Raw genomic sequence first — 20898 nt, forward strand, 5'->3', positions numbered from 1 at the left:
AAACGTCCTGTTTGCCGGTGCTCCCTCATCGGTCGCACACGACGGCTTGCTTCGATCCCCTCCAATACCGGACCAAAATACAAAACGCCCCTAAAGGGGGTTTTTGTATTTTGGTGGAGCAGAGGGGGATCGAACCCCTGGCCTCCGCATTGCGAACGCGGCGCTCTCCCAGCTGAGCTACTGCCCCATGGCCGTTCTGGAAGCCGTAAGTCTACCAAATTTATTGGAAATAACAGCAAAAAAGTATCCCGGATTTTCGGGCGATTATTGATCCGCCGGAAGCCCGTTCCCGCCGGGGAATATTTTGCCGGTTGCGCCATTCGGGCAAATAACGCATAATTTTCGCTCTGGCCCGATGCCAATAATTAAATAACCGCGGCACAAAACCCCCATTGAACCATATGGAGAACCGGCAATGAACCGAACGACCACGATGAAAAGCATCATGAAGATTGCCGCCAGCGCGCTGCTGGCGCTGGCCCTTGTCCCCGCCAACGCATCCGCCTTCCGCGTCTATTCGCCGAACGTGACGCCGGATGAAACGGCCATCGGCTTCTGGGGCGAAGCGACCGGCGAAGGAGGCACGGGCGCCGGCAAAAAACCGGAAAGCAAGCGGGCGCAGATCGAACTGCGCCATACCTTTTATGACCGGCTCGACCTCGGCGCCGCGGCCGTGGCGGAAAGCGGCGCCAGCGGCAATGGCGGCGAGGATATCGGCTACTCGCGCTTCAAGCTGCGGGCCGTCATGCAGGTGACCGAAAAGAAGGCGCACTTCGTAGATTTCGGCGTTTATATGGACTATCAGCTTATGAACAGCGCCATCCGCTCCACCATTCCGGATTACCTGAACATCTTCCTGCTGTTCGAAAAGGATTTCGACGCCTGGCACATGACCGTCAACCCCGGCATCCGCAAGAACATGTCGATAGTCGCGGGAACGCAGGACAACGTGGCGGAATACCAGGCGGAGGCCAAGTATCATCTGGATCCGCTGTTCAACCCCGGCGTGCAGGCCTACGGCATCAATCTGGGGGAATGGACGAAATTCAGCGCCGCGGGCGATCAGTTGCACTATGCCGGACCGGCCTTCGACGGCAGTTTGCCGGAAGTCGGCGGATTCACGGTACACTATGAGGGAGCGTTGCTCTTTGGCCTTTCCCCGGCAAGCTACAACGTCCTCGCCAACGGCGTGCTGGAAATCCGCTTCTAGCCCGTATCATTCATGATGGATCATGCATAATACGCAAACGCCGATTTTTTGAAATCGTGCGCGCTGGCTTGCATCGTTCTTGGCCGTCATACCTGTATTTGTCATTCTGAGCGCAACGAAGGAGCGGCGGAATATATATGCGGCGGCGAAATGCAATGGAGCCAGCCGCGCACAAACCGCCGCGGAAACGCCCTTTAAGGGCGAAGAATCTCTTTCCGGAAAGTGATCCTTCGCCTTTGGCTCAGGATGACAACTTAACGGCCATCGTGGAATTACACGGATAACCGGGTCAGCGGATTTGCCGGCCCGGCTCGCTCTCCAGCAGTTTCTTCATCATCTCTTTGCGCAGGCTTGCTAGATCGGGGTAGGGGGCGAATTGTTCCGATTCCATCAGCTTGGGGTTCACGTAGATCGCCTCCATGAGGGTAAAGGCGGCGCGGGCCTGATCCTGCATATCAAGGAAGGTGTGGGCCATCTCGCACAGCACCCACTCGCGGCCCTTGGGCCGGCAATCCATGATGGCGCGGTACACGGTGATTGCCTCGTCGTGGCGGTTACTCTCCTTCAGCGCGGCGGCGCGCTTGAATCCCGCCAGCTTCATGTTCTCCACCACGATGTCGCGGTCCGGAATGTCGTTGACCAGCAATTCGCGGTAGATGTCGAACGCCTTGCCGTGCCGCTCGTTCTTGCGCAGCTCCACGGCGAAGTTGTTGAACGCCGCGGCGGTGTTGACCGGATCCTCGGCGGCAACCGAGCGGAATATCCGCTCCGCCTCTTCATATTGGCGGTGGCGGGTCAGGAGAATGGCCCGGTCGATGCGGGTGTCCACCGAATTGTCCGAGATCACGTCCTCTTGCGCCTTGGTTTTTTGCAGCACGGCGGCGGCGAACGTATCCAGCCGCCCCTCAATCCCTTCCAGCCCCAAACCGCGAATGTCGCCTTCCGCCAACGCGGCCAGGATGGGGGCGTATGGCGCGGGGGGGAGTTTTTCGGGGAAATGCCGGTTATCATGTTCCATCTTTTTCACGATTGTTTCGGCGTCGGCGAGATACTTCATGCCCGTGTCGAACCACTGCCGCGCTTTGGCGGCCCCTTCGGTTTTAACGGCGGTCTTCACCAGCGACAGACAGCAGGCGCCGATTTTGGCATACGGATCCGGCGCCGTTTTTTCCAGCCGGGCGGCCTCGCGGTAGTCGCCCAGCGCCGGGATGAACTCCTTCGCCTTGTAATAGGCGTCGCCGCGCTCCATCAGCGCCTCGAAGTTCGGCCCCAGCGCAATCGCATCGGAAAAGCTTTGTATCGCCGCTTCATAATCGCCGGCGCGCATCAGCTCCTCCCCCTTCGCCAGAAGCTGCTTGTACGTGCCCGTGGCGGCGGGATCCGGCGCCGTTTCGACATCCAGCGGCGCTCCCCCGTGCGCCCCGCCCTCCAGTTCGGCCTTCATCACCGCGCCGTACCGTTCCAGCGCCGACAGCACCTCCTCGATGTTTTTTTCCGCCGACGCGTTGGGGGTGAGGAAACAGGCGGCGCGGATGCCGAACCCGCCGAGCAGGCGGAACACCTCCCGCTGTTTTTGCGACGAGATATTTCCGACAAAAACCGGGATGAACGGCTTCAGCGACACGCCGGGGGCCGCCAACTTCACCTCGCGCAGCAGATGCACGAGATTGAAGTCGGTGAACTTCGGCTTGAAATGGAGCATCACCAGATGGCCGTTATCAATCCATTTGACGATGTTGTGGATCAGCACCTTTACCGCCTGATCCGGCTGCGGGTGCGGCTCAAGGCCGATCTTGCCAAAGATTTCGGCAAGGTCCGTGGCCAGCGCCGTATCTTCAAGCCGGTACGAGATGTGCGGGTGGCGCTTGCCGGCGAACTCAAGCCGGTCGGCATACATGAGCGCGGCCCGCTGCTTGAAGGGAAGATTTTTTAACAGTTCGGGTGAAACCGCCGTTTTTTTACCAGCGGCGGACACCGGCGTTTCCATAATAATCGCTCCCGTTATCGGCCATTACGTCAGCGGCTGGCCCTTTTTAATGGCATCCAGTTCCCGTTGCGCGGCGGTGAGGTTCGGGTTCAGGTCCAGCGCCTTCTGGAAATTTTTTTCGGCCAATTTCAGTTGTCCCCCCTCAACATACGCTTTCGCCATGTTGAAGTAAATACCTTCGTCTTTCGGGTCGATTTTGACGGCGGTCTCGTACTCGAGGATGGCCTCTTTCCATTTCCCCTGGCGGCGCAGGGCGATGCCAAGGCGGTTGTAGGTATGGATGGTGTCGGAATGCTTTTCCAGCGACGCGCGGAAGTAGTGCTCGGCCATTTCCGCCTTCCCCATTTTCAGGAGTTCCTCGGCGATTTCGGACGCTTTGGAAGATTCGCCCTTCACCGCCGCGCCGAACGCCGCGGCCGCCTTGGATTGATCCCCCTTGTTCAGGTAAATCTTCCCCATGACAATGTGGCGGTCGGAATTGCCGGGGCTGATTTCAACGGCCTTTTGCAGCGATGCCAGCGCGGCGTCTTCGTTCCCTTCCTTGATGTACAGGCCGGCGCTCTTTATGTGCGCTTTCAGGAACTGCGGATTCTGCCGGATGGCGCTGGCGTATGCGGCATGGGCCTTATCGGCATCGCCGATCATTTCGTGCGCCTCGCCGATATGCACATGGACGCGGGCGCTCTCCCGCATTTCCTTCGCCTGCTCAAACAGCGCAAGCGCCTTCTGGTGCTGCCCCTGCCGGAGCAGTTCTTCGCCCACCTTGATCAACTTGACATGCTCGGGGGGGTTGGCGCGCGCCTCAAGGACATGCTGTATTTTTTCGGCCAGGATGTTGGCGACGAACGGCTTGATGATGTAGCCGTTCACGCCGATCTCGCCGGCCTGCGCGACCTGCGTGCTATCCACCTCGGCGGTCACCATGAGGATCGGCACGTCCTGTATCGGCGTGTCGCCCCGTATTTCGCGCGCCGCGTGGATGCCGGGCATGCGCGGCATGTTCCAGTCCAACAGCGTGAAACGGCAGTTCGCGTTGCCGCGCAACACGGCCAGCGCGGTATCGCCATCGTCGGCCTCCATCACGGTGGAGACCCCGATCTGCTTGAGCATGTTTTTTATGGTGCGGCGCATGTTGGTCATGTCGTCCGCCACCAGCACATAGCCGGATTTGAAATAGTCGATCAGGTTCACGGTCTTTTTTTCGTTTGTCATTATGGTTATATCCGTCAGTTGATCAGGAAATCAGCCGGTCAATCCGTCCCATCCGTTCTTTTTCATAATTGAGCACCAGTTTCTCGTAGGGTTCGTCCATCAGCGGACTCGATATGACGAAATCGGCGGTGGCGCGGTCGCACGCCAGGACGATATTGTAAACGGTGGCGATGCGCTGCAAGGCGTAGATATCCGGCTCGTGCGGATGGGCCTGCAACGGATCCCACAGGAAGATCACGATATCCATCTCGTGCTCGGCGATCTTGGCGCCGATCTGCTGGTCGCCTCCCAACGGGCCGCTTTTGAACTTGTGGAGAGTCAACCCCAGTTCCTTCTCCAATATCGCGCCGGTGGTGCCGGTGGCGAACAGCTCGCGCTGCACCAACAGTTCCTTGTTATACCGCGCCCATTCCAGCATGTCCTTTTTGCGGGAGTCGTGCGCAACCAGCGCGATCCTTTTTTTCCGCGGAAACCGTATTTTAATCAGCGGTTCATAATTCATACGCGCATCCTTTCCTTAAATAGCGGCAATCCGTAAATCCCGATGCCGCCCATGCATGCCCGCGGCCCGGTCAATCCCACAAGTCGCGCTTGTTGAGCGCATCCATTTCCGTTTTCGCCTCCGTGAGGGTGGGGTCGAGATCCAGCGCTTTGCGGAAGGCCTGGTACGCCCGCTCCCTCTGCCCGCCCTCCACGCAGGCCTTTCCGATATTGAAGTGTATGCCGGCGTCCTTCGGGTCGATTTTGATGGCGGTCTCGTACTCGAGGATCGCCTCTTTCCATTTTCCCTGTCGGCGCAGGGAAATGCCGAGGCGGTTGTAGACATGGACGTTGTTGGCCTGCTTTTGCAGGGAGGTGCGGAAAAAGTGCTCCGCCATGTCGTCCTTGCCATGCTTCAGCAGTTCTTCGGCGATCTCCGAGGCCATCGCCGCCTCCTGCCTCACCGCCAGCGTGTATGCCTCTTTGGCCTTCACAATATCCCCCTTTTTAAGGTGGATGTTGCCGATGGAAAAATGCCGCCGCGGGTTGTTGGGGCTGATCTCCACCACTTTCTTGAAGGCGGCCAACGCCGCGTCAAGATTTCCCTGTTTTTCGTACAAAGCGGCGCTCCGCAGGTGCGCCTTAAGGAACAGCGGATTCAGCGCTATGGCGGCATTGTACGATTCATGCGCCTTGGCGTCTTCGCCGGTCAGTTCACGCGTTTCGCCGATGCTTACATGGATGCGGGCGCTCTCCCTGAGTATTTTGGCCCTTTCAAAAATGGCGAGGGCCTCCTCATATTCCCCCCGCAGGGCAAGCTCTTCCCCCGCCTTCAGCAGCCTCACATGCTCCGGCGGGGCGGCGCGCGTCGCGAGGACGGCCTGGATTTTCTCTTCCAGCGTTTTCGCCACGAACGGTTTTACGATGTAGCCGTTCACGCCGGCTTCCCCCGCCTGCATGACCTCGGCGCTGCCCATTTCACAGGTAACCATTAAAATCGGAATATCCTGGTTTGCGGCCTTGGAACGGATTTCGCGCACCACGTCGATGCCCGACATCCGCGGCATGTTCCAGTCCAGAAGGATGAAGTGGCAGTTGTCCTGGGTGTCGAGTATGTGCAGGGCGGTATCGCCGTCATCCGCGTCCACAACATTGACCAGACCAACCTGCTTGAGCATGGATCTGATGGTGCGGCGCATGCTGGTCATGTCTTCGACCACCAGTATGTACCCGTCCTTGAAATGCTCCCTTAGATCCACTTTTTCTCCAGCATCTTGAAACTGTCACACCGATAATGACCGGCGTTTTTACGGCTGCGGGAATCACTCTGTTATTGCAAGGGTATTATATACCGCCCCCGCAAAAGAAGTATGCACCCGCCCCGCTCTCCGCCATTCGGCTTTGATACGGCCATTCGTTAACACAACCGGATTTGCATGTTTAAAGAAGAAACCGCAAGAACGCTCAAACCCCGCCACAGATAACCCAAGAACACCCGCCATTTAGATACACGAACAAAAACAATGCACCAAAAAAGATACACTGAGGCATATAAACAGCACATTTATTGCTATGATAATCCGCAAGTTTTTCATAACACGCTGAATATATTAACTAACAAACATTGGCACAGTATGTGCTTTATACAAAAGGCAAGAAACGTTAAAACGAAAAACTAACATCTGTTTGGAAGGAATAAGGAAAATGACATTCGATATTTGGTTCGTAGCGGTGATCTCTTTGGTATTCGTCCCCTTCCTGGTTTTTACCTTGGCGGCGCCCGCTTTCAGCAAAAAGTAACAAAGGCGGCGGCGGGCCATCCCATCTCACCAAGCCGTGAGCGGGGGTGGCTTCACCAAACTAAAAAGAAAAGCCAACCGGCAATTTATAAGGAAAAAGGAAAATGATGTTTTTTGTATTCTCTATTTTGGTGTTGATCCCGATGGCAACCTCCGTCGCGGTTTTTAACTTTGCGGGATCAACCAAGGCATCCGCCTTCACCAAAAATTGAAAGAGACCGTTGCGGCCTTTGCGGATTCACTGAACTGACCGTTGGCCGGGACAAGCATCCCGGAAAACACGTTTCAATAAACCCGTAAAGGCCGCCCTCCCCCGCTATTTCCCCGTAACCGTAACCTTCCGCATCACGACCTTTTCGAGCGGGTTGTCCGATCCGTCCCGTTTCACGGAAACTATCTTGTCGGCCACATCCATTCCTTCGGTCACTTCGCCGAAAGCGGTGTACTGTCCGTCGAGAAAATCGGCATCGGCCACGCAGATGAAGAACTGCGAACCGGCGCTGTCCGGATTCTGCGACCGCGCCATCGAAACAATGCCGCGCTTGTGGCGGGTATCGTTAAATTCGGCTTTTATGGCGTAGCCGGGGCCGCCCATGCCGTCGTTGGATCTGTCGTTGTCCTTCGAGTTCGGGTCGCCGCCCTGGATCATGAAGCCCGGTATGACCCGGTGAAAAGTGGTGCCGTCATAGAATCCGGCCCGCGCCAGTTTTTTGAAATTTTCCACATGGCCGGGGGCTTTGGCCGGAAAAAACCGGATTTTGATAGCGCCCAGCGCGGTCTCTATCGTTGCGGTCTCCTCGGTTTTTTTGGCCGGCGCCTTTTCGGCGGCGAACGCGGACGTGGCGGCGAACGCGACAATCATGGAAACAAGCATCAGGCGCGAAAAACGGAACATATCATCTCCTCCCGGATAAATTGATTTTGGTTTATAACGCAACGCCGCCAATTGTACCCCATTTGCGGTGAAAGGTGGATATGGGCCGCAAAGTCGGTAGTGTCTCAGTTTGAATTGTAGATAACCTCGGTAGAATGTTTTTTCTTAGAACCTTTGTAAGCTCCCCGTGATTTCGGCTCAGGATTCAAGATAAGGGCATCTATATCTTCCATGCTCCAAAGGGTATCAGACAATCCGGCTTGCATTGCCGGAGTAACTTTCAAGGTTTTATGAATCCGCACAAAGTTATAGAACATGAAATATAGGGACAAGGCGTGAAAATGGTTTTCCAGCTTCTTGGAAAAGGCGTTTGTTAATCTGGTGAATCTTCGCATTCCCATGCGCATATTGAGGTTTTGCCGCTCTACATGACTTGTGGAAACAGTATTCAGATCAGGATTGCCGGTGATTGCGGTCTTTTTTGTCCCGACACATTCAGAGCCGCTATATCGACGTTCGCCTTCGGGGGAATCTCCGTATATTTTAACCAGCATGGCATAGTCCACGCCATCGCCAAAGGTTTCCTCAACGGCCTCTACATAAACCTTATGCCCGTCGGTGGTTAATTGAACCTTACTTGCGAGACGGGATTTTAAATCACCCATAAATATTTTGGCACATTCAGCGTCGCGTTGGCCGACCAGATAGCTAATCATAAGTTTGTTGTCGGGGTCTAATCCCGTCCATGTCCATACATCGCCCGCGCCGTCATTATCCAATTCTTTCGAGTTTTTTTCTTTGGCATAGACGAAAGACCAGATTTCATCGCATTGCACACGTTCGCTTTTTACGCCCTTAACGTGTTCATCGTGGTAGGCCGCACAAGCCGTTCCAGCGTCCACGAGAAGCTTGGTGACGGTGTTTATGGATACCTTGGCAACGCGGGATATGGAGCGCATGGAAGAACCCTCGCAAAGCATTTCGAGTATCTGGATTCGTTTCTCTACAGGTAACTTGTTCATGCCACAATTATAATGAACTTTATGCTTGACTGTCAAGCTCTTTCTATTCTTAAGCGCGGTTTCTCCTTTCCAGCTACTAAAATATAGCTCTACCAGCGGCTAGGGCGTCAATATAGCATATTTATTTTTCATATTTTAATATTATTGTGGTATTATCGAAGCGCTGGAGCTGGCTAGAGCTGTTATTTTAAAGCTTAAAGACATTAAAGGAGCAAATCTATGGCGCTTGGTAATGAAATGAGGAGGTTGGCGAAAAAATGGGCCAGTGGTGGGGCTTGGCCAAAACGTTTGGAGTGGCTTGAACTGAAGCAAATAAGGGGTTGGGAAGGTGGACAAAGAATATCGTTTTCTTTTCCAATAGTTGCAATTGTAGGCGAAAACGGCTCGGGGAAAAGCACTCTACTCCAAGCCGCCGCTTGTGCATACAAAGCAGAAGAAGTTGGCAGAACTTGGTATCCTTCTGAATTTTTTCCGGATACCGCTTGGGATAGTATTCAAAAAGCCGCTATCACATATGGATATATGCAAGGAAGCGACCATCTAACACATTCCATTACAAAACTAACGAAGCGATGGTTGCGACAGGTGGAGCGCCCTATAAGAGCGGTGAGATATATTGATTTGAGCCGCATTCAGCCGGTTGCCACGCGTGTTGGATATGCCCGTATCGCCAAAACAGAACACCAAGAAGCATCAGCAGTGTCATTTGATGAAGCCCAAGTAAAAAGATTATCGCAAGTGATGAATCGCCCTTACGATTCTGCAAAAATGGCCCTGACAAATATTGACACTTCCCGTAAAGTTCCGGTTTTAACTCGGCAAGGTATCGCCTATTCCGGGTACCACCAAGGGGCAGGAGAAACAACAATAGCTGAATTGCTTCAAGTTGATTTCCCAAAATATGGATTGGTGCTTATTGACGAAGTTGAATCTTCTTTGCACCCTCGCGCGCAAAGGCAACTTATTCGAGACCTCGCAGAACAGTGCAGGGAACGCGAAGTGCAAATAATCCTTTCTACCCATTCCCCGTATATCTTAGAAGAACTTCCACAGGAAGCCCGGTTATATATATTTGAAATGGAATCCGCAAAAAAGATTATTCCTGGTGTTAGCCCAGAATTTGCAATGACAAAAATGGATGATGAAGCACATCCTGAATGTGATCTTTACGTTGAAGATGAAGCTTCAAAGATTTTTCTTTCTGAAATTCTAGCTTGTCATGGAAAAGAGGTTTTTCCTCGTTGTGTTATTGTGCCATTTGGCGCAGCTAGCGTAGGTTCGGCTCTAGGACAAATGGTTGCTAAAGAAAGATTCCGGCGTCCTTCGCGCGTATTTTTAGATGGTGATAGTACTGAAACAGACGGTTGCATCCTTTTGCCCGGGAATGATGCGCCTGAACAAGTTGTTTTTAATGGATTGCAACAAATAAAATTTGGGGATGTGTGGACTCGGATCGGGCGAGATATTTCCGAAGTTTCTGATGCATTCGGAAGCGCAATGACTTTAAATGACCATCACGACTGGGTAACTAGTGCTGCTAATAGGCTATTGTGCGGAGGTAGCATTCTTTGGCAATCTATGTGCGCCGAATGGGCCAAGAAAGTTTTAACTTCGGCTGAAGCTGTTAAACTTATTAAACCTATTGAAGATGTGCTTCCCTAATCTTTTTTGCAACTTTTTTGCCATCGTATTGAAGCTGCTTTTTTGGCAATTGCGGATCTTATTTCAGGTTGGAGTTTGTTTGACCTAGCTCTTCCCCCTTTAAGACCCCCCTTGCGCGTGTAATCCTTTTCAGGGGCGCGTTTGGTATCCTCAATCTCTCCAGTAGCGATATGTGCAATCTGGATGGCGTTACCGATAACATCAGCTTTTCGTTTCTGTCCTTGTGGCCCTTTTGGCATGACCCCATTATAAAGCCTGAATGCAGGAAAGAAACCCCGGATAGGTTATCCACAATTCAAACTGAGACACTACCGCAAAGTCCCCCGCCTTCGGACAATGCGTTTGGCCCGCAGCACTTCAATGCCTAATTAACAGGCATTCACATCAACCGCAAGCCCGGATAACGGGCAGCGGCCAATGACGGAATCGCGGCAAAGAACGTATTTACCGTTCGTTATGGTTTGGCCCGCCTATTGCTCTGTAGTGGATGCGCGAAGGATGACCAACCGATCTCAAAACCAGTTGATGACACTTTATTTGGCGGGGAATTATGCGACGACTGATTTATTTCATGATACTTGCATGCGGCATTACGGCAACACCGGCTTACGCTGAACAGGCTCCAGCGGCAATTGATTCCGGAAGCACCGCCTGGCTTTTGACGGCCACCGCACTTGTTCTGCTCATGACCCTTCCCGGCGTTGCGCTGTTTTATGGCGGCTTGAGCAGGTCGAAGAACGTCCTTTCGACGATGATGTATTCCTTCGCCAGCCTTGTCGCGGTGAGCGTTGTATGGATACTGTGGGGTTACACGCTTGCGTTCGGCAAGGACATCGGCGGCGTGATCGGCGGATTGGAGCATGTTGGACTTTCCGGCATACCGCTTCCCGGTTCCGATTCCCCCCCAAACGCCAACATGGGGCTTGCGATACCTGATTCGCTCTTCGTGGCATTCCAGGGGGCGTTCGCCATAATAACGGTGGCGCTTATCTCCGGCGCCTATGCGGAGCGCGTGCGGTTCGGCCCATTCCTGCTTTTCTCGATATTATGGCTGACCTTTATCTACTCCCCGCTCGCCCATTGGGTGTGGGGCGGCGGCTGGCTTGCCCGGATAGGGCTGCTTGATTTTGCCGGGGGCACGGTGGTGCATATTTCCGCCGGGGTGTCCGGCTTGGCCGCCGCCATGTATCTGGGCAAACGGACCGGCTACGGCACCGAAATGATCGTTCCCCACAATGTTCCGATGGTGGTTACCGGCGCCGGACTTTTGTGGTTTGGATGGTTCGGTTTCAACGCCGGTTCGGCCATGGCGGCAAACGGCTTGGCGGCCAGCGCGTTTCTGGCGACCAATGCGGCGGCGGCCGCGGCGGCATTGAGCTGGCTCGTCACTGAATGGATTCACGGCAAGAGCCCCACCGCGGTCGGGATCGCATCGGGCGCGGTGGCCGGCCTTGTGGCCATCACCCCGGCGGCGGGATATGTTACGCCGCTTGCCGCCCTTTTCATCGGGATGATCGCCGGCGTCGCCTGTTATTTCGCCGTCTACTTCAAACACCGGATGGGCTATGACGACGCTTTCGACGCGTTCGGCATACACGGCGTCGGGGGGATATGGGGAGCCTTGGCGACCGGCGTGTTCGCATCTTCGGCGGTGACGGGCATCGAAGGGGCCAAAGGGCTGCTGGAAGGGAACAGCGGACAGTTGCTGGTGCAGATGGGGGCGGCCATCGCGGTTTCCATTTACTGCTTTGTGGGCAGCATGGCGATCCTGAAAGTGGTGGACATGGCGGCGGGACTCCGTCCTTCCAGGGATAACGAACTGATGGGCCTTGACCGGACTGAACACCGGGAAAACGCCTACAACTGAATTGGGGAAAGAGGTGACTATGCTGAAAAAAACGGTTATTTCCATAATATCTTTCATGCTGTTGGCCGCCGCCGCGCTCGCCGCCGAACCGGCGGAAGAGATGACCAAGGAAAAACTCGCCGGCAAATGCATGATCTGCCACAAGCGGGAAAACCCCGGCCTGTACGGACAATGGGCCGAATCCGCCCACGGCAAACGGAACGTCACCTGCTACTCCTGCCATCAGGCGCAGCCCGGCGAGCCGGACGCGTTCATGCACGAGGGGCTGTTGATAGCAACGCTGGTAACGCCGCAAGACTGCGGCCGCTGCCACCAAAAGCAGCAAAAAGAGGTCGCGAAATCGCACCACGCGAAAGCGGGAAGGATTTTGGAATCGCTCGACAACTATCTGGCCGGGGTCATGGCGGGCGGTCCGGCGGTGATGACCGGCTGCGAAAGCTGCCACGGCACCAGGGTAATAATCGACCCCGCCAGCCCCAACAAGCTTTCGCGGGCCAGCTTTCCGAACAGCGGGATCGGGCGGATTAACCCCGATGGCAGCGAAGGGGCGTGCAACGCCTGCCACAGCCGGCATTCCTTCAACAAGGAGCAGGCCCGCGCGCCGGAAAACTGCGGCAAGTGCCACTTGGGTCCGGATCACCCCCAGAAGGAAATATATGAAGAATCCAAGCATGGCATCGCCTATCGCGCCGCGCGGGAAAACGGCGAGATGCACATGGATAAGGATAAGTGGGTGGTTGGCGTGGATTATTACCGCGCCCCGACCTGCGCCTCCTGCCACATGGGCGCCACACAGAAGCAGGACACGACGCATGACGTGGGCGAGCGCATTTCGTGGAACCTGCGGCCGGCGGTCAGCAAGCCGCAGGAAGACGGCATGGCGAAGCGGGAAAAAATGGTCGATGTCTGCCAGGCATGCCACGGGAAACGGTTCGTAAAAGGATTTTATTATCAGTTTGACGGGTTGGTGAACCTCTACGACGAAAAGTTCGCCAAACCCGCCACGGAGATTGTGGAGATACTGAAGAAGAACAAATCACTGGAGCACAAGACCCGGTTCACCAACGAGGTTGAATGGATATATTGGGAATTGTGGCACCACGAAGGAAGGCGCGCGCGGCACGGCGCCAGCATGATGGGGCCGGATTACACCTGGTGGCACGGCATGTACGAGGTGGGCAAGCACTTCTACATGGAGTTCATTCCCGCCGTGCAAAAGCTGAAGGACAAGGAGGCGAACGCCTACATCGACAGGATGCTGGCCGGCGAATGGCACAAGTGGTTCCGGAATGCCCCGGAAAAGGAGACGCTGGAAGCGCTGAAATCGGGAAAGCTTGGCGACTCGTACCGGCATCTGTTCGTGCCCCCCTGGGAAAAGGGGAGCAAAACGTCTACGTGGTATTTGAAGTAACAAAAACGTCCGGCAACCCGCTTTTACGGGCGGGTTGCCGGCCTGCATGGGATAAGCAATGCCGGAATCAAAAATAAACCGCTACCTTCGCCGCGCCCTTTTATGGGGGGCATCCAACCCGGTAAGCGCCATCGGCAGCGTGCTGGCCGCCGGGGGGCTTATTTTGCTGGCGCTGTTCGTGATGCTCTTCATGGTGAGCGGCGATGTGATGAACCCGTATTACGGCGCGCTCGGATTTCTCGGCTTGCCGATGATCGTCGCCGCCGGCGGCTCTTTGATAGCCGCCGGGAAACTTATTTTCAAGGGAAAGCCGGGAGCGGAACCGTTTTGGGTTCAGCAACTCAGCATCAAGAACGAAAAAAAGGCCCTGACGGTATTTGGGGCGTCCATCGGCCTGTTCGTGTTTTTCATGGGGCTGGGAGGCGTTGAATCGGGCAAGTTCATGAACTCCAGCAAGTTCTGCGGGCAAACCTGCCATTCCGTCATGGAACCGGAAGCGGTGGCGCACGCCAACTCGGGGCACGCGAACATCAATTGCGTCAGTTGTCATGTCGGCGAAGGGGTGAAGGGCATGGTGGTTTCAAAAATGCGCGGATCATGGCAGGTGATAGCCGTGATAACCAACCACTTCAAGCGCCCGATACCGGCCCCGGTCGAAACCTTGCCGTCGTCGGAAGACACCTGCCAGACCTGCCACAACACGGAGCAGGCGCCGCCCGCCCGGATACGGGTGTATGAAACCTTCAAGGACGATGAAAAAAGCGGCGGGCTGGTCTCGGCCATTATGATGAATGTCGGTTCATCGAAGAAGGAAGGGGCATACGGCGTTCACGCGCACAGCTCCAAGTCCCTCCATATCCGCTATTACACGCTCGACCCCAAAAGGGAAAAAATAACGTGGGTGGAGGCCCGCACCCCCGCCGGAACGAAATCATGGTCTATGGAGGGGGAACTCCCCCCCGCCATCGAGGTGGTGAAGAAAACCAGCAAAGGCCGCCCCATCTACGTCGTCAAAGGAAAGGGGGAAATGCGCGAAATGGATTGCACCGATTGCCACAACAGGATCGGGCACCGGTTCAAAAACGCGGAAGAAATAGCCGACGCCCTTATCGCCGCCGGTAAAGTCGACCGTTCGTTGCCATACGCCAAGCAGGTTTTGGAAAAAACCCTGCGCAAGGCCGCCGAGACGCCGCGAACCGCCATCGCCGATACGGTTTACGCCGAGATAACCGCCGCGTGGCCGCTGAGCCCCGACGCGGAAAACATCGCCGGGATCATCACGGATGAGGCGTTGAAATATCTCTATCCGGACATGAACATCAAATGGGGAACCTACCAGAACATGAACCGGCACGCGCGCGACCAGGGATGTTTCCGGTGCCATAACCAGCGGATGAAAGATGCCAATGGCGCAAACCTGAATCAAGGCTGCGATTACTGCCATAAAACCGTGGCGGATCGTCTTTCCCGCGAAGAGTTCGAAAAGAGGCTCTTCCCGCCGGGGATGAAACCGTATTGAGCCGGCAACGGCCATGCCGCGCTGTTTTCCGGAGCGTGCGCCGTTCCCGGCCGTCATGCAATGCCTAAATAACAGGCATAACCCTGAACCGTATGCCCGGATAACGGGCGGCGGCCGATAACGAAATCGCGGCAAAGAACATATTTACCGCCTGTTACGGTTTGGCCCGCTGTTTGCTTTCCCACAAAGGCAGGTTTGCAATGCGCGCAAATAAAAAACAGGGAACAAACAAAGAGGAGGAATGATGAAGAAGACTTTAAGGATGCTTGCGGCGGCCCTTGCGCTGGGGGCCGCGGGGACGGCGCATGCCACTCCCTCCACGCAGATATGGATACCGTCAACGGACATCCAGAAGTACGGCACCGTGCATCTGGGGGTGGATACCTACAACACCGTTGCCAAAAAAACAGGCACTGAGGGCGGTTTCAGCGTTATCAATTACGGCCTGACCGTTGGCGTTCTGCCGCCGTCGGTCAGTGACAAGCTGGGTATCGAGGTGGGCCTTGATTACCGCGACCTCACCGGTTCCGCCGGCGCGGTCGCCGACGCGCCGTTTTTCTACAATGCAAAACTGGGGCTTAATGAAGGAGCCTTTGGCGAGTATTCACCCGCATTTGCCATCGGCGGTTATGATTTCGGCGGCAAGGACGATTCTTCCATGTCAGGCCTCAATACACAGTCGAACATCGTGTACGGATTGGCCGCCAAGACCTTCGAAACGCTCGGCCGCTTCAGCGTTGGTTACTTTTCCGGCAACGACAAGGTGCTGGTCGAAGTAAGCGACCCGGCCCAAAAGGCCAACACCGGCATCCTCGCTTCCTGGGACAAGTCACTTACCGACAAATGGTGGGCGGCCGTTGACTATATGGGCGGCAAAAGCAGCTATGGCGCGCTGAGCTTCGGCATCTGCTACTACATGGTGCCGGACGCCAGCTTCATAGTCGGCTATGACATATACAACGACAGCAACATAAAGCCGACTATCACCTTCCAGCTTGACGTTAACTTCGCGGCTTTCGACGGCAAGCCGGAACACCCGCATCATTCAGAACACGAATAACCCTTTGAGAGAGGTGAACAATGAAAAAGATAGAGGCGATCATAAAGCCGCACAAACTCGACGAAGTGAAAGCGAAGCTGATCGAGATCGGCATATATGGCATGACAGTAACCGAGGTGAAAGGGTTCGGCCGCCAAAAAGGACATACCGAGCTTTACCGCGGCACGGAATACAAAATCGACTTCCTGCCCAAGGTGAAGCTGGAAACGGTGGTGCCGGAAGAAATGGTGGACAAGGCGGTCGATGCCATTATCGGCGCCGCCTACGCGGGGCAGATAGGGGACGGCAAGATTTTTGTCTCCCCCATTGAAGAAACAATCCGCATCCGCACCAAAGAACGCGGCAAAGAAGCGATATGACGGAGAAGGCAATGAAAAAAATATTAAGCGCACTTATCCTTGTTGGCATGTTCATGATGGCCGGCGTTGCATTTGCCGAAGACGCGGCGGTTCCCGCCGCCGAACCGGCGGCAGTGGCGGTACCGGCAACCGAAGCGGCCCCCGCGCCGGCGCCGCATATAGACTCCGGCGATACTTCATGGATGCTCATCTCCACCGCCCTCGTCATGCTGATGACGCCGGGGTTGGCCCTCTTCTACGGCGGCCTCGTGCGCCGCAAGAACGTCTTGAGCGTCATCATGCAGAGCTTCATCGCGCTCGGCGTGATCTCGATACAGTGGGTGCTTATCGGCTATTCGCTGGCGTTCGGCCCGGACGTGGGCGGCGTTATCGGCGATCTTTCGCTGGCGGGGCTTTCAGGCGTCGGCCTCGCCCCCAACGGCACCATTCCGGCGCAGCTCTTCATGATGTTCCAGATGATGTTCGCGGTCATCACCCCCGCGCTGATCTCCGGCGCGTTCGCCGAACGGATGAAGTTCAGCACATATCTGGTCTTCATCGTACTGTGGAGCACCATCGTGTACGACCCGTTGGCGCACTGGGTGTGGGGCGGCGGCTGGATGATGAAAATGGGGGCGCTCGATTTCGCGGGGGGCCTCGTGGTGCACATCTCCTCCGGCGTGGCGGCGCTGGTTTGCGCGCTGGTGTTGGGAAAACGCAAAGGGTATCCCGCCGAGCCGATGATACCGCACAACCTCACCATGACGGTTATCGGCGCGGCGCTGCTCTGGTTCGGCTGGTTCGGGTTCAACGCCGGGTCGGCCCTGACCTCCGGCGCGCTGGCGGTCACCGCCTTCGTCGCCACGCACATCGCCACCGCCGCGGCTTCGCTGGGCTGGGTGCTGGCGGAATGGACGCACCGCGGTAAACCGACCGTGCTGGGCGCGGCATCCGGCGCGGTGGCCGGGCTGGTCGCCATCACCCCCGCGGCGGGGTTCGTCACCCCGATGGCGTCGATCATCATCGGCTTCGGCGCGGGCGTGATCTGCTACCTCGCGATTGTGGCTAAGGGCAAACTGGGCTACGACGACGCGCTGGATGCGTTCGGCGTACACGGCGTTGGCGGCACGTGGGGCGCCATCGCCACCGGCCTGTTCGCAACCGTCGCGGTAAACAGCGCCGGGGCCGACGGCCTCTTTTACGGCAACGGCGGGCTGTTGACGAAACAGATGCTTTCCGTGGCTGCCACATGGGGCTACAGCTTCATCCTGACCTTCATCATCCTCAAGGCGCTGGACGCCACCATGGGCCTGCGCGTGACCGGGGAAGACGAGGTTATGGGGCTTGACCTGACGCAGCACGGCGAAAACGGCTATTTGATGTAACCCGTATTTTTTCCCGCGGGATTAACCGCTGTTTAAAGAGGGGCGGATCGTACGATCCGCCCCTTTTGTATTTCTCCCTCCCGGGTTCCGGTTGCCAAAAGGCGGCGAAAAGTGGTAAGTTTACCTGTCTCTTTTTGGGAGGATTTACTTTGAAATTACACGAGTATCAAGCCAAGGAAGTTTTGCGCAAATACGGCCTGCCGGTGCCGGAAGGCTGCCCCACGGACACCACGTACAACGTACGCGAAATCGCGGGACGGTTGGGCGGTTTCCCGGTGGTGGTGAAAGCGCAGATACACGCCGGGGGGCGTGGCAAAGGGGGCGGCGTAAAGCTCGCCTTCAGTCAGGACGAAGCGGAAAACCAGGCCAAAGCGATTCTGGGAATGAATCTGGTGACGCACCAGACCGGGCCGGAAGGGCGCATCGTCAAGAAGCTGCTCGTCGAAGCGGGCTGCCAGATAGCCAAAGAATACTATCTCAGCATCGTGCTGGACCGCGCCTCATCGCAAAACGTCATCATGGCCTCCACCGAAGGGGGGATGGACATCGAGGAAGTGGCCGAAAAGCACCCGGAAAAAATCCTGAAAGTCTTCATCGATCCCGCCGTTGGCATCATGCCGTACCAGTGCCGCCAGCTCGCCTTCGGGCTGGGTTTTCCGCAGGAGATGATCGGGCAGGTTTCCGCCTTCATCGCCAAATTTTACGAGCTGTATATAAAGGAAGACCTTTCCATGGCGGAGATCAATCCGCTGGTGGCCACCAAGGAAAACAAACTGCTGGCGCTCGACGCGAAACTGGCGTACGACGACAACGCCCTGTTCCGCCACAAGGAAGCCATCGACTTCCGCGACCTCAACGAAGAGGATCCGCTGGAGATAGAAGCCAGCAAATTCAGCCTGAACTATATCAAGCTGGACGGCGAAATCGGCTGCATGGTGAACGGCGCCGGGCTGGCGATGGCCACCATGGACATCATCAAGTATTGCGGCGGCGCGCCGGCCAACTTCCTGGACGTGGGGGGCAGCGCCAGCGCCGAGCAGATCGAAGAGGCGCTCAAGATCATCATCTCCGACTCGTCGGTCAAGGCGATCTTCATCAACATCTTCGGCGGCATCCTCCGCTGCGACCGCCTCGCGACCGGCGTCGTGACCGCGGCGAAAAAGATCAACATCAAAATCCCTATCGTCATCCGGATGGAGGGGACGAACGTGGAAGAAGGAAGGAAAATACTCGCCGAAAGCGGGCTTAAATTCCTTATCGGCAACGGCATGAAAGACGGCGCCCAAAAAGCGGTCGCCGCGGTCAAGGGGTGATGCGATGAGCGTACTGGTGGGGAAAAAAACCCGGCTGCTGGTGCAGGGGATAACCGGCAAAGAAGGAATGTTCCACGCGCTGGGCTGCCGCGCCTATGGCACCGCCGTGGTGGCTGGCGTCACCCCCGGCAAGGAAGGGCAGAACGTCGAAGGGATACCGGTGTTCAACACCGTGAAAAACGCGGTGAAGGCGACCAAGGCGAATGCCACGATGATTTTCGTGCCGCCGGCGTTTTCCGCCGACGCGATTTTGGAGGCGCTCGACGCCGGCATCGGGCTGATCGTCTGCATCACCGAAGGGATTCCGCCGCAGGATATGGTGAAGGTAAAACGGGCCATGCAGGGCTCTTCCGCGCGCCTCATCGGGCCGAACTGCCCGGGCATCATCACCCCCGGCCAGGCCAAGATCGGCATCATGCCGGGGCACATTCACAAGCCCGGCAATGTCGGCATCGTATCGCGCTCCGGCACCCTCACCTATGAAGCGGTGGGACAGTTGACCGCCCTGGGCATCGGCCAGTCCACCTGCATCGGCATCGGCGGCGACCCGGTGAACGGCACCAGCCACCTCGATGCCATCAGGCTTTTTAACGAAGACCCGGACACCCACGCCATCGTCATGATCGGCGAGATCGGCGGCAGCGCCGAGGAAGAGGCCGCCGAGTATGTGAAGGCCCACGTGAAAAAGCCGGTCGTCGGCTTCATCGCGGGCCAAACCGCGCCGCCCGGCCGCCGCATGGGGCACGCCGGCGCGATTATCGCGGGGGGCAAAGGCACCGCCATTGAGAAGATGAAAGCGATGGAGGCCGCCGGCATTTATGTGTGCGAAAGCCCGGCCGACATCGGGGAGACGATGAAAAAAGTATTGATGAAGAAAAAAGCAAAAAAGAAAACCGCGAAGAAAGCGGCGAAGAAGAACGTTGGGAAGAAAAAAGTAGCGAAAAAGAAGACCTTGAAGAAAAAACCGAAGAGGTAAAAGGAGAAGTTAATGAGCGATTTAATCATACGCATCGGCGGCGAAGGGGGCGAAGGCATCATCAGCGCCGGCGACATGATAACCCAGGCGGCAACCCGTTCCGGGCTGAACGTGCTTACGTTCAAAACTTTCCCGGCGGAAATACGCGGCGGCTACGCCATGTACCAGGTGCGGTTCTCGAAAGACCACATCATGTCCGAAGGCTCCGGTTCCAACATCTTCTGCGCCTTCAACAAGGAAGCGCTGGATAAGAATAAGGCGGACCTGAAGCCCGGCACCGTGCTGATTTACGATTACCCCGATGGCGACATCGAAGAGGAAGTGAAAATCGACGGCGTCATCTGCTATCCGTTGCCGATGAGCCGCATCGCCAAGAAGGATCTCGAAATGTACCGCGCGAAGAACATGGTGGCGCTGGGCGCCCTTTCCTACATGTTCGACATCGCGCTGGAAGAGTTGAAAGACCTTCTCCGTGAAAAATTCGGCAAGAAGGGCGAACAGGTGGTTGCCACCAACCTGAAGGCCGTTGACGCCGGTATCACCTACATGAAGGAACACCACAAGAAAACCGACCCGTTCACGATGGGCTCCGCCGGCAAAATGGCGAAAGACGTCATCATCATCTCCGGCAACGAGGCGGCCGGCCTCGGCGCGGTTCTCGGCGGCTGCCGGTTCTTCAGCGCCTACCCGATCACCCCGGCCACCGAAATAGCCAACTACATGGCGCAATGGCTGCCAAAGCTGGATGGCACGCTGGTGCAGGCCGAAGACGAAATCGCCTCG

At 56.3% G+C, this 20898-nt stretch carries 19 protein-coding genes and 1 tRNA gene; 12 read left to right on the forward strand and 8 right to left on the reverse strand.

Translation table 11 applies throughout. The annotated features are described in order from the left end of the window. Positions 1 to 111: 111 nt before the first annotated feature. Positions 112 to 187 (reverse strand) — tRNA-Ala (locus tag HZA03_07510). A gap of 228 nt (positions 188 to 415) precedes the next feature. On the opposite strand from HZA03_07510, the gene HZA03_07515 reads away from it, so the two are divergent. After that, positions 416 to 1210 (forward strand): hypothetical protein, encoded by a 795-nt coding sequence (locus tag HZA03_07515; GenBank protein MBI5637799.1) that lies wholly within the window; start codon positions 416 to 418, stop codon positions 1208 to 1210. A 289-nt stretch (positions 1211 to 1499) separates the two neighbouring features. Here the strand turns inward: HZA03_07515 and HZA03_07520 are convergent, their stop codons facing one another. The 4 genes from HZA03_07520 to HZA03_07535 form a co-directional block, all read right to left on the reverse strand. Further along, positions 1500 to 3197, reverse strand: a complete 1698-nt coding sequence (locus HZA03_07520; GenBank protein MBI5637800.1) for a tetratricopeptide repeat protein — start codon at positions 3195 to 3197, stop codon at positions 1500 to 1502. A gap of 24 nt (positions 3198 to 3221) precedes the next feature. After that, positions 3222 to 4409, reverse strand: a complete 1188-nt coding sequence (locus HZA03_07525) for a tetratricopeptide repeat protein (GenBank protein ID MBI5637801.1) — start codon at positions 4407 to 4409, stop codon at positions 3222 to 3224. Between the two features lie 22 nt (positions 4410 to 4431). Next, on the reverse strand, positions 4432 to 4911 hold the full coding sequence (locus tag HZA03_07530) for a methylglyoxal synthase (protein ID MBI5637802.1): 480 nt from the start codon (positions 4909 to 4911) through the stop codon (positions 4432 to 4434). Positions 4912 to 4981: 70 nt separating this feature from the next. After that, on the reverse strand, positions 4982 to 6148 hold the full coding sequence (locus tag HZA03_07535; GenBank protein MBI5637803.1) for a tetratricopeptide repeat protein: 1167 nt from the start codon (positions 6146 to 6148) through the stop codon (positions 4982 to 4984). Between the two features lie 459 nt (positions 6149 to 6607). Between HZA03_07535 and HZA03_07540 the strand changes: the two genes are divergently transcribed. Continuing rightward, positions 6608 to 6796 carry a hypothetical protein gene (locus HZA03_07540; protein MBI5637804.1) on the forward strand — a complete coding sequence of 63 codons (189 nt, stop codon included), beginning with the start codon at positions 6608 to 6610 and terminating at the stop codon, positions 6794 to 6796. Positions 6797 to 7004: 208 nt separating this feature from the next. Here HZA03_07540 and HZA03_07545 read toward each other — a convergent pair whose 3' ends face one another. Both HZA03_07545 and HZA03_07550 read right to left on the reverse strand, forming a co-directional pair. Beyond that, entirely contained in the window at positions 7005 to 7583 is a 579-nt protein-coding gene (locus HZA03_07545) for a peptidylprolyl isomerase (GenBank protein MBI5637805.1), read from the reverse strand. A 104-nt stretch (positions 7584 to 7687) separates the two neighbouring features. After that, entirely contained in the window at positions 7688 to 8584 is an 897-nt protein-coding gene (locus HZA03_07550) for an IS1 family transposase (protein ID MBI5637806.1), read from the reverse strand. A gap of 237 nt (positions 8585 to 8821) precedes the next feature. On the opposite strand from HZA03_07550, the gene HZA03_07555 reads away from it, so the two are divergent. After that, entirely contained in the window at positions 8822 to 10246 is a 1425-nt protein-coding gene (locus tag HZA03_07555) for an AAA family ATPase (protein MBI5637807.1), read from the forward strand. On the opposite strand, the gene HZA03_07560 is transcribed toward HZA03_07555, so the two are convergent. Further along, positions 10243 to 10485, reverse strand: coding sequence for an RNA-binding protein (locus HZA03_07560; GenBank protein ID MBI5637808.1), 243 nt, complete (start codon positions 10483 to 10485; stop codon positions 10243 to 10245). The genes HZA03_07555 and HZA03_07560 overlap by 4 nt on opposite strands. A gap of 311 nt (positions 10486 to 10796) precedes the next feature. On the opposite strand from HZA03_07560, the gene HZA03_07565 reads away from it, so the two are divergent. From HZA03_07565 to HZA03_07605, 9 genes are all read left to right on the forward strand, one after another. Then, positions 10797 to 12113 carry an ammonium transporter gene (locus tag HZA03_07565; GenBank protein MBI5637809.1) on the forward strand — a complete coding sequence of 439 codons (1317 nt, stop codon included), beginning with the start codon at positions 10797 to 10799 and terminating at the stop codon, positions 12111 to 12113. Positions 12114 to 12168: 55 nt separating this feature from the next. Next, on the forward strand, positions 12169 to 13524 hold the full coding sequence (locus tag HZA03_07570; GenBank protein ID MBI5637810.1) for a hypothetical protein: 1356 nt from the start codon (positions 12169 to 12171) through the stop codon (positions 13522 to 13524). 58 nt (positions 13525 to 13582) lie between these two features. Beyond that, complete coding sequence (locus HZA03_07575; GenBank protein ID MBI5637811.1) at positions 13583 to 15043, forward strand: NapC/NirT family cytochrome c; 1461 nt, start codon at positions 13583 to 13585, stop codon at positions 15041 to 15043. 244 nt (positions 15044 to 15287) lie between these two features. Continuing rightward, a complete protein-coding gene (locus tag HZA03_07580; protein ID MBI5637812.1) occupies positions 15288 to 16103 on the forward strand; it encodes a hypothetical protein in 816 nt (271 codons plus the stop codon). A gap of 20 nt (positions 16104 to 16123) precedes the next feature. After that, entirely contained in the window at positions 16124 to 16462 is a 339-nt protein-coding gene (locus tag HZA03_07585; GenBank protein ID MBI5637813.1) for a P-II family nitrogen regulator, read from the forward strand. An 11-nt stretch (positions 16463 to 16473) separates the two neighbouring features. After that, on the forward strand, positions 16474 to 17826 hold the full coding sequence (locus HZA03_07590; GenBank protein MBI5637814.1) for an ammonium transporter: 1353 nt from the start codon (positions 16474 to 16476) through the stop codon (positions 17824 to 17826). Positions 17827 to 17975: 149 nt separating this feature from the next. Beyond that, positions 17976 to 19139 (forward strand): ADP-forming succinate--CoA ligase subunit beta, encoded by a 1164-nt coding sequence (gene sucC, locus HZA03_07595; protein MBI5637815.1) that lies wholly within the window; start codon positions 17976 to 17978, stop codon positions 19137 to 19139. 4 nt (positions 19140 to 19143) lie between these two features. Continuing rightward, on the forward strand, positions 19144 to 20115 hold the full coding sequence (gene sucD, locus HZA03_07600; protein MBI5637816.1) for a succinate--CoA ligase subunit alpha: 972 nt from the start codon (positions 19144 to 19146) through the stop codon (positions 20113 to 20115). Between the two features lie 12 nt (positions 20116 to 20127). Continuing rightward, positions 20128 to 20898 (forward strand): 2-oxoacid:acceptor oxidoreductase family protein (locus tag HZA03_07605; GenBank protein ID MBI5637817.1); only part of this gene is annotated, 771 nt, incomplete at its 3' end.

The sequence above is a fragment of the Nitrospinota bacterium genome, from assembly GCA_016217735.1.
Classification (GTDB): Bacteria; Nitrospinota_A; UBA7883; order JACRGQ01; family JACRGQ01; genus JACRGQ01.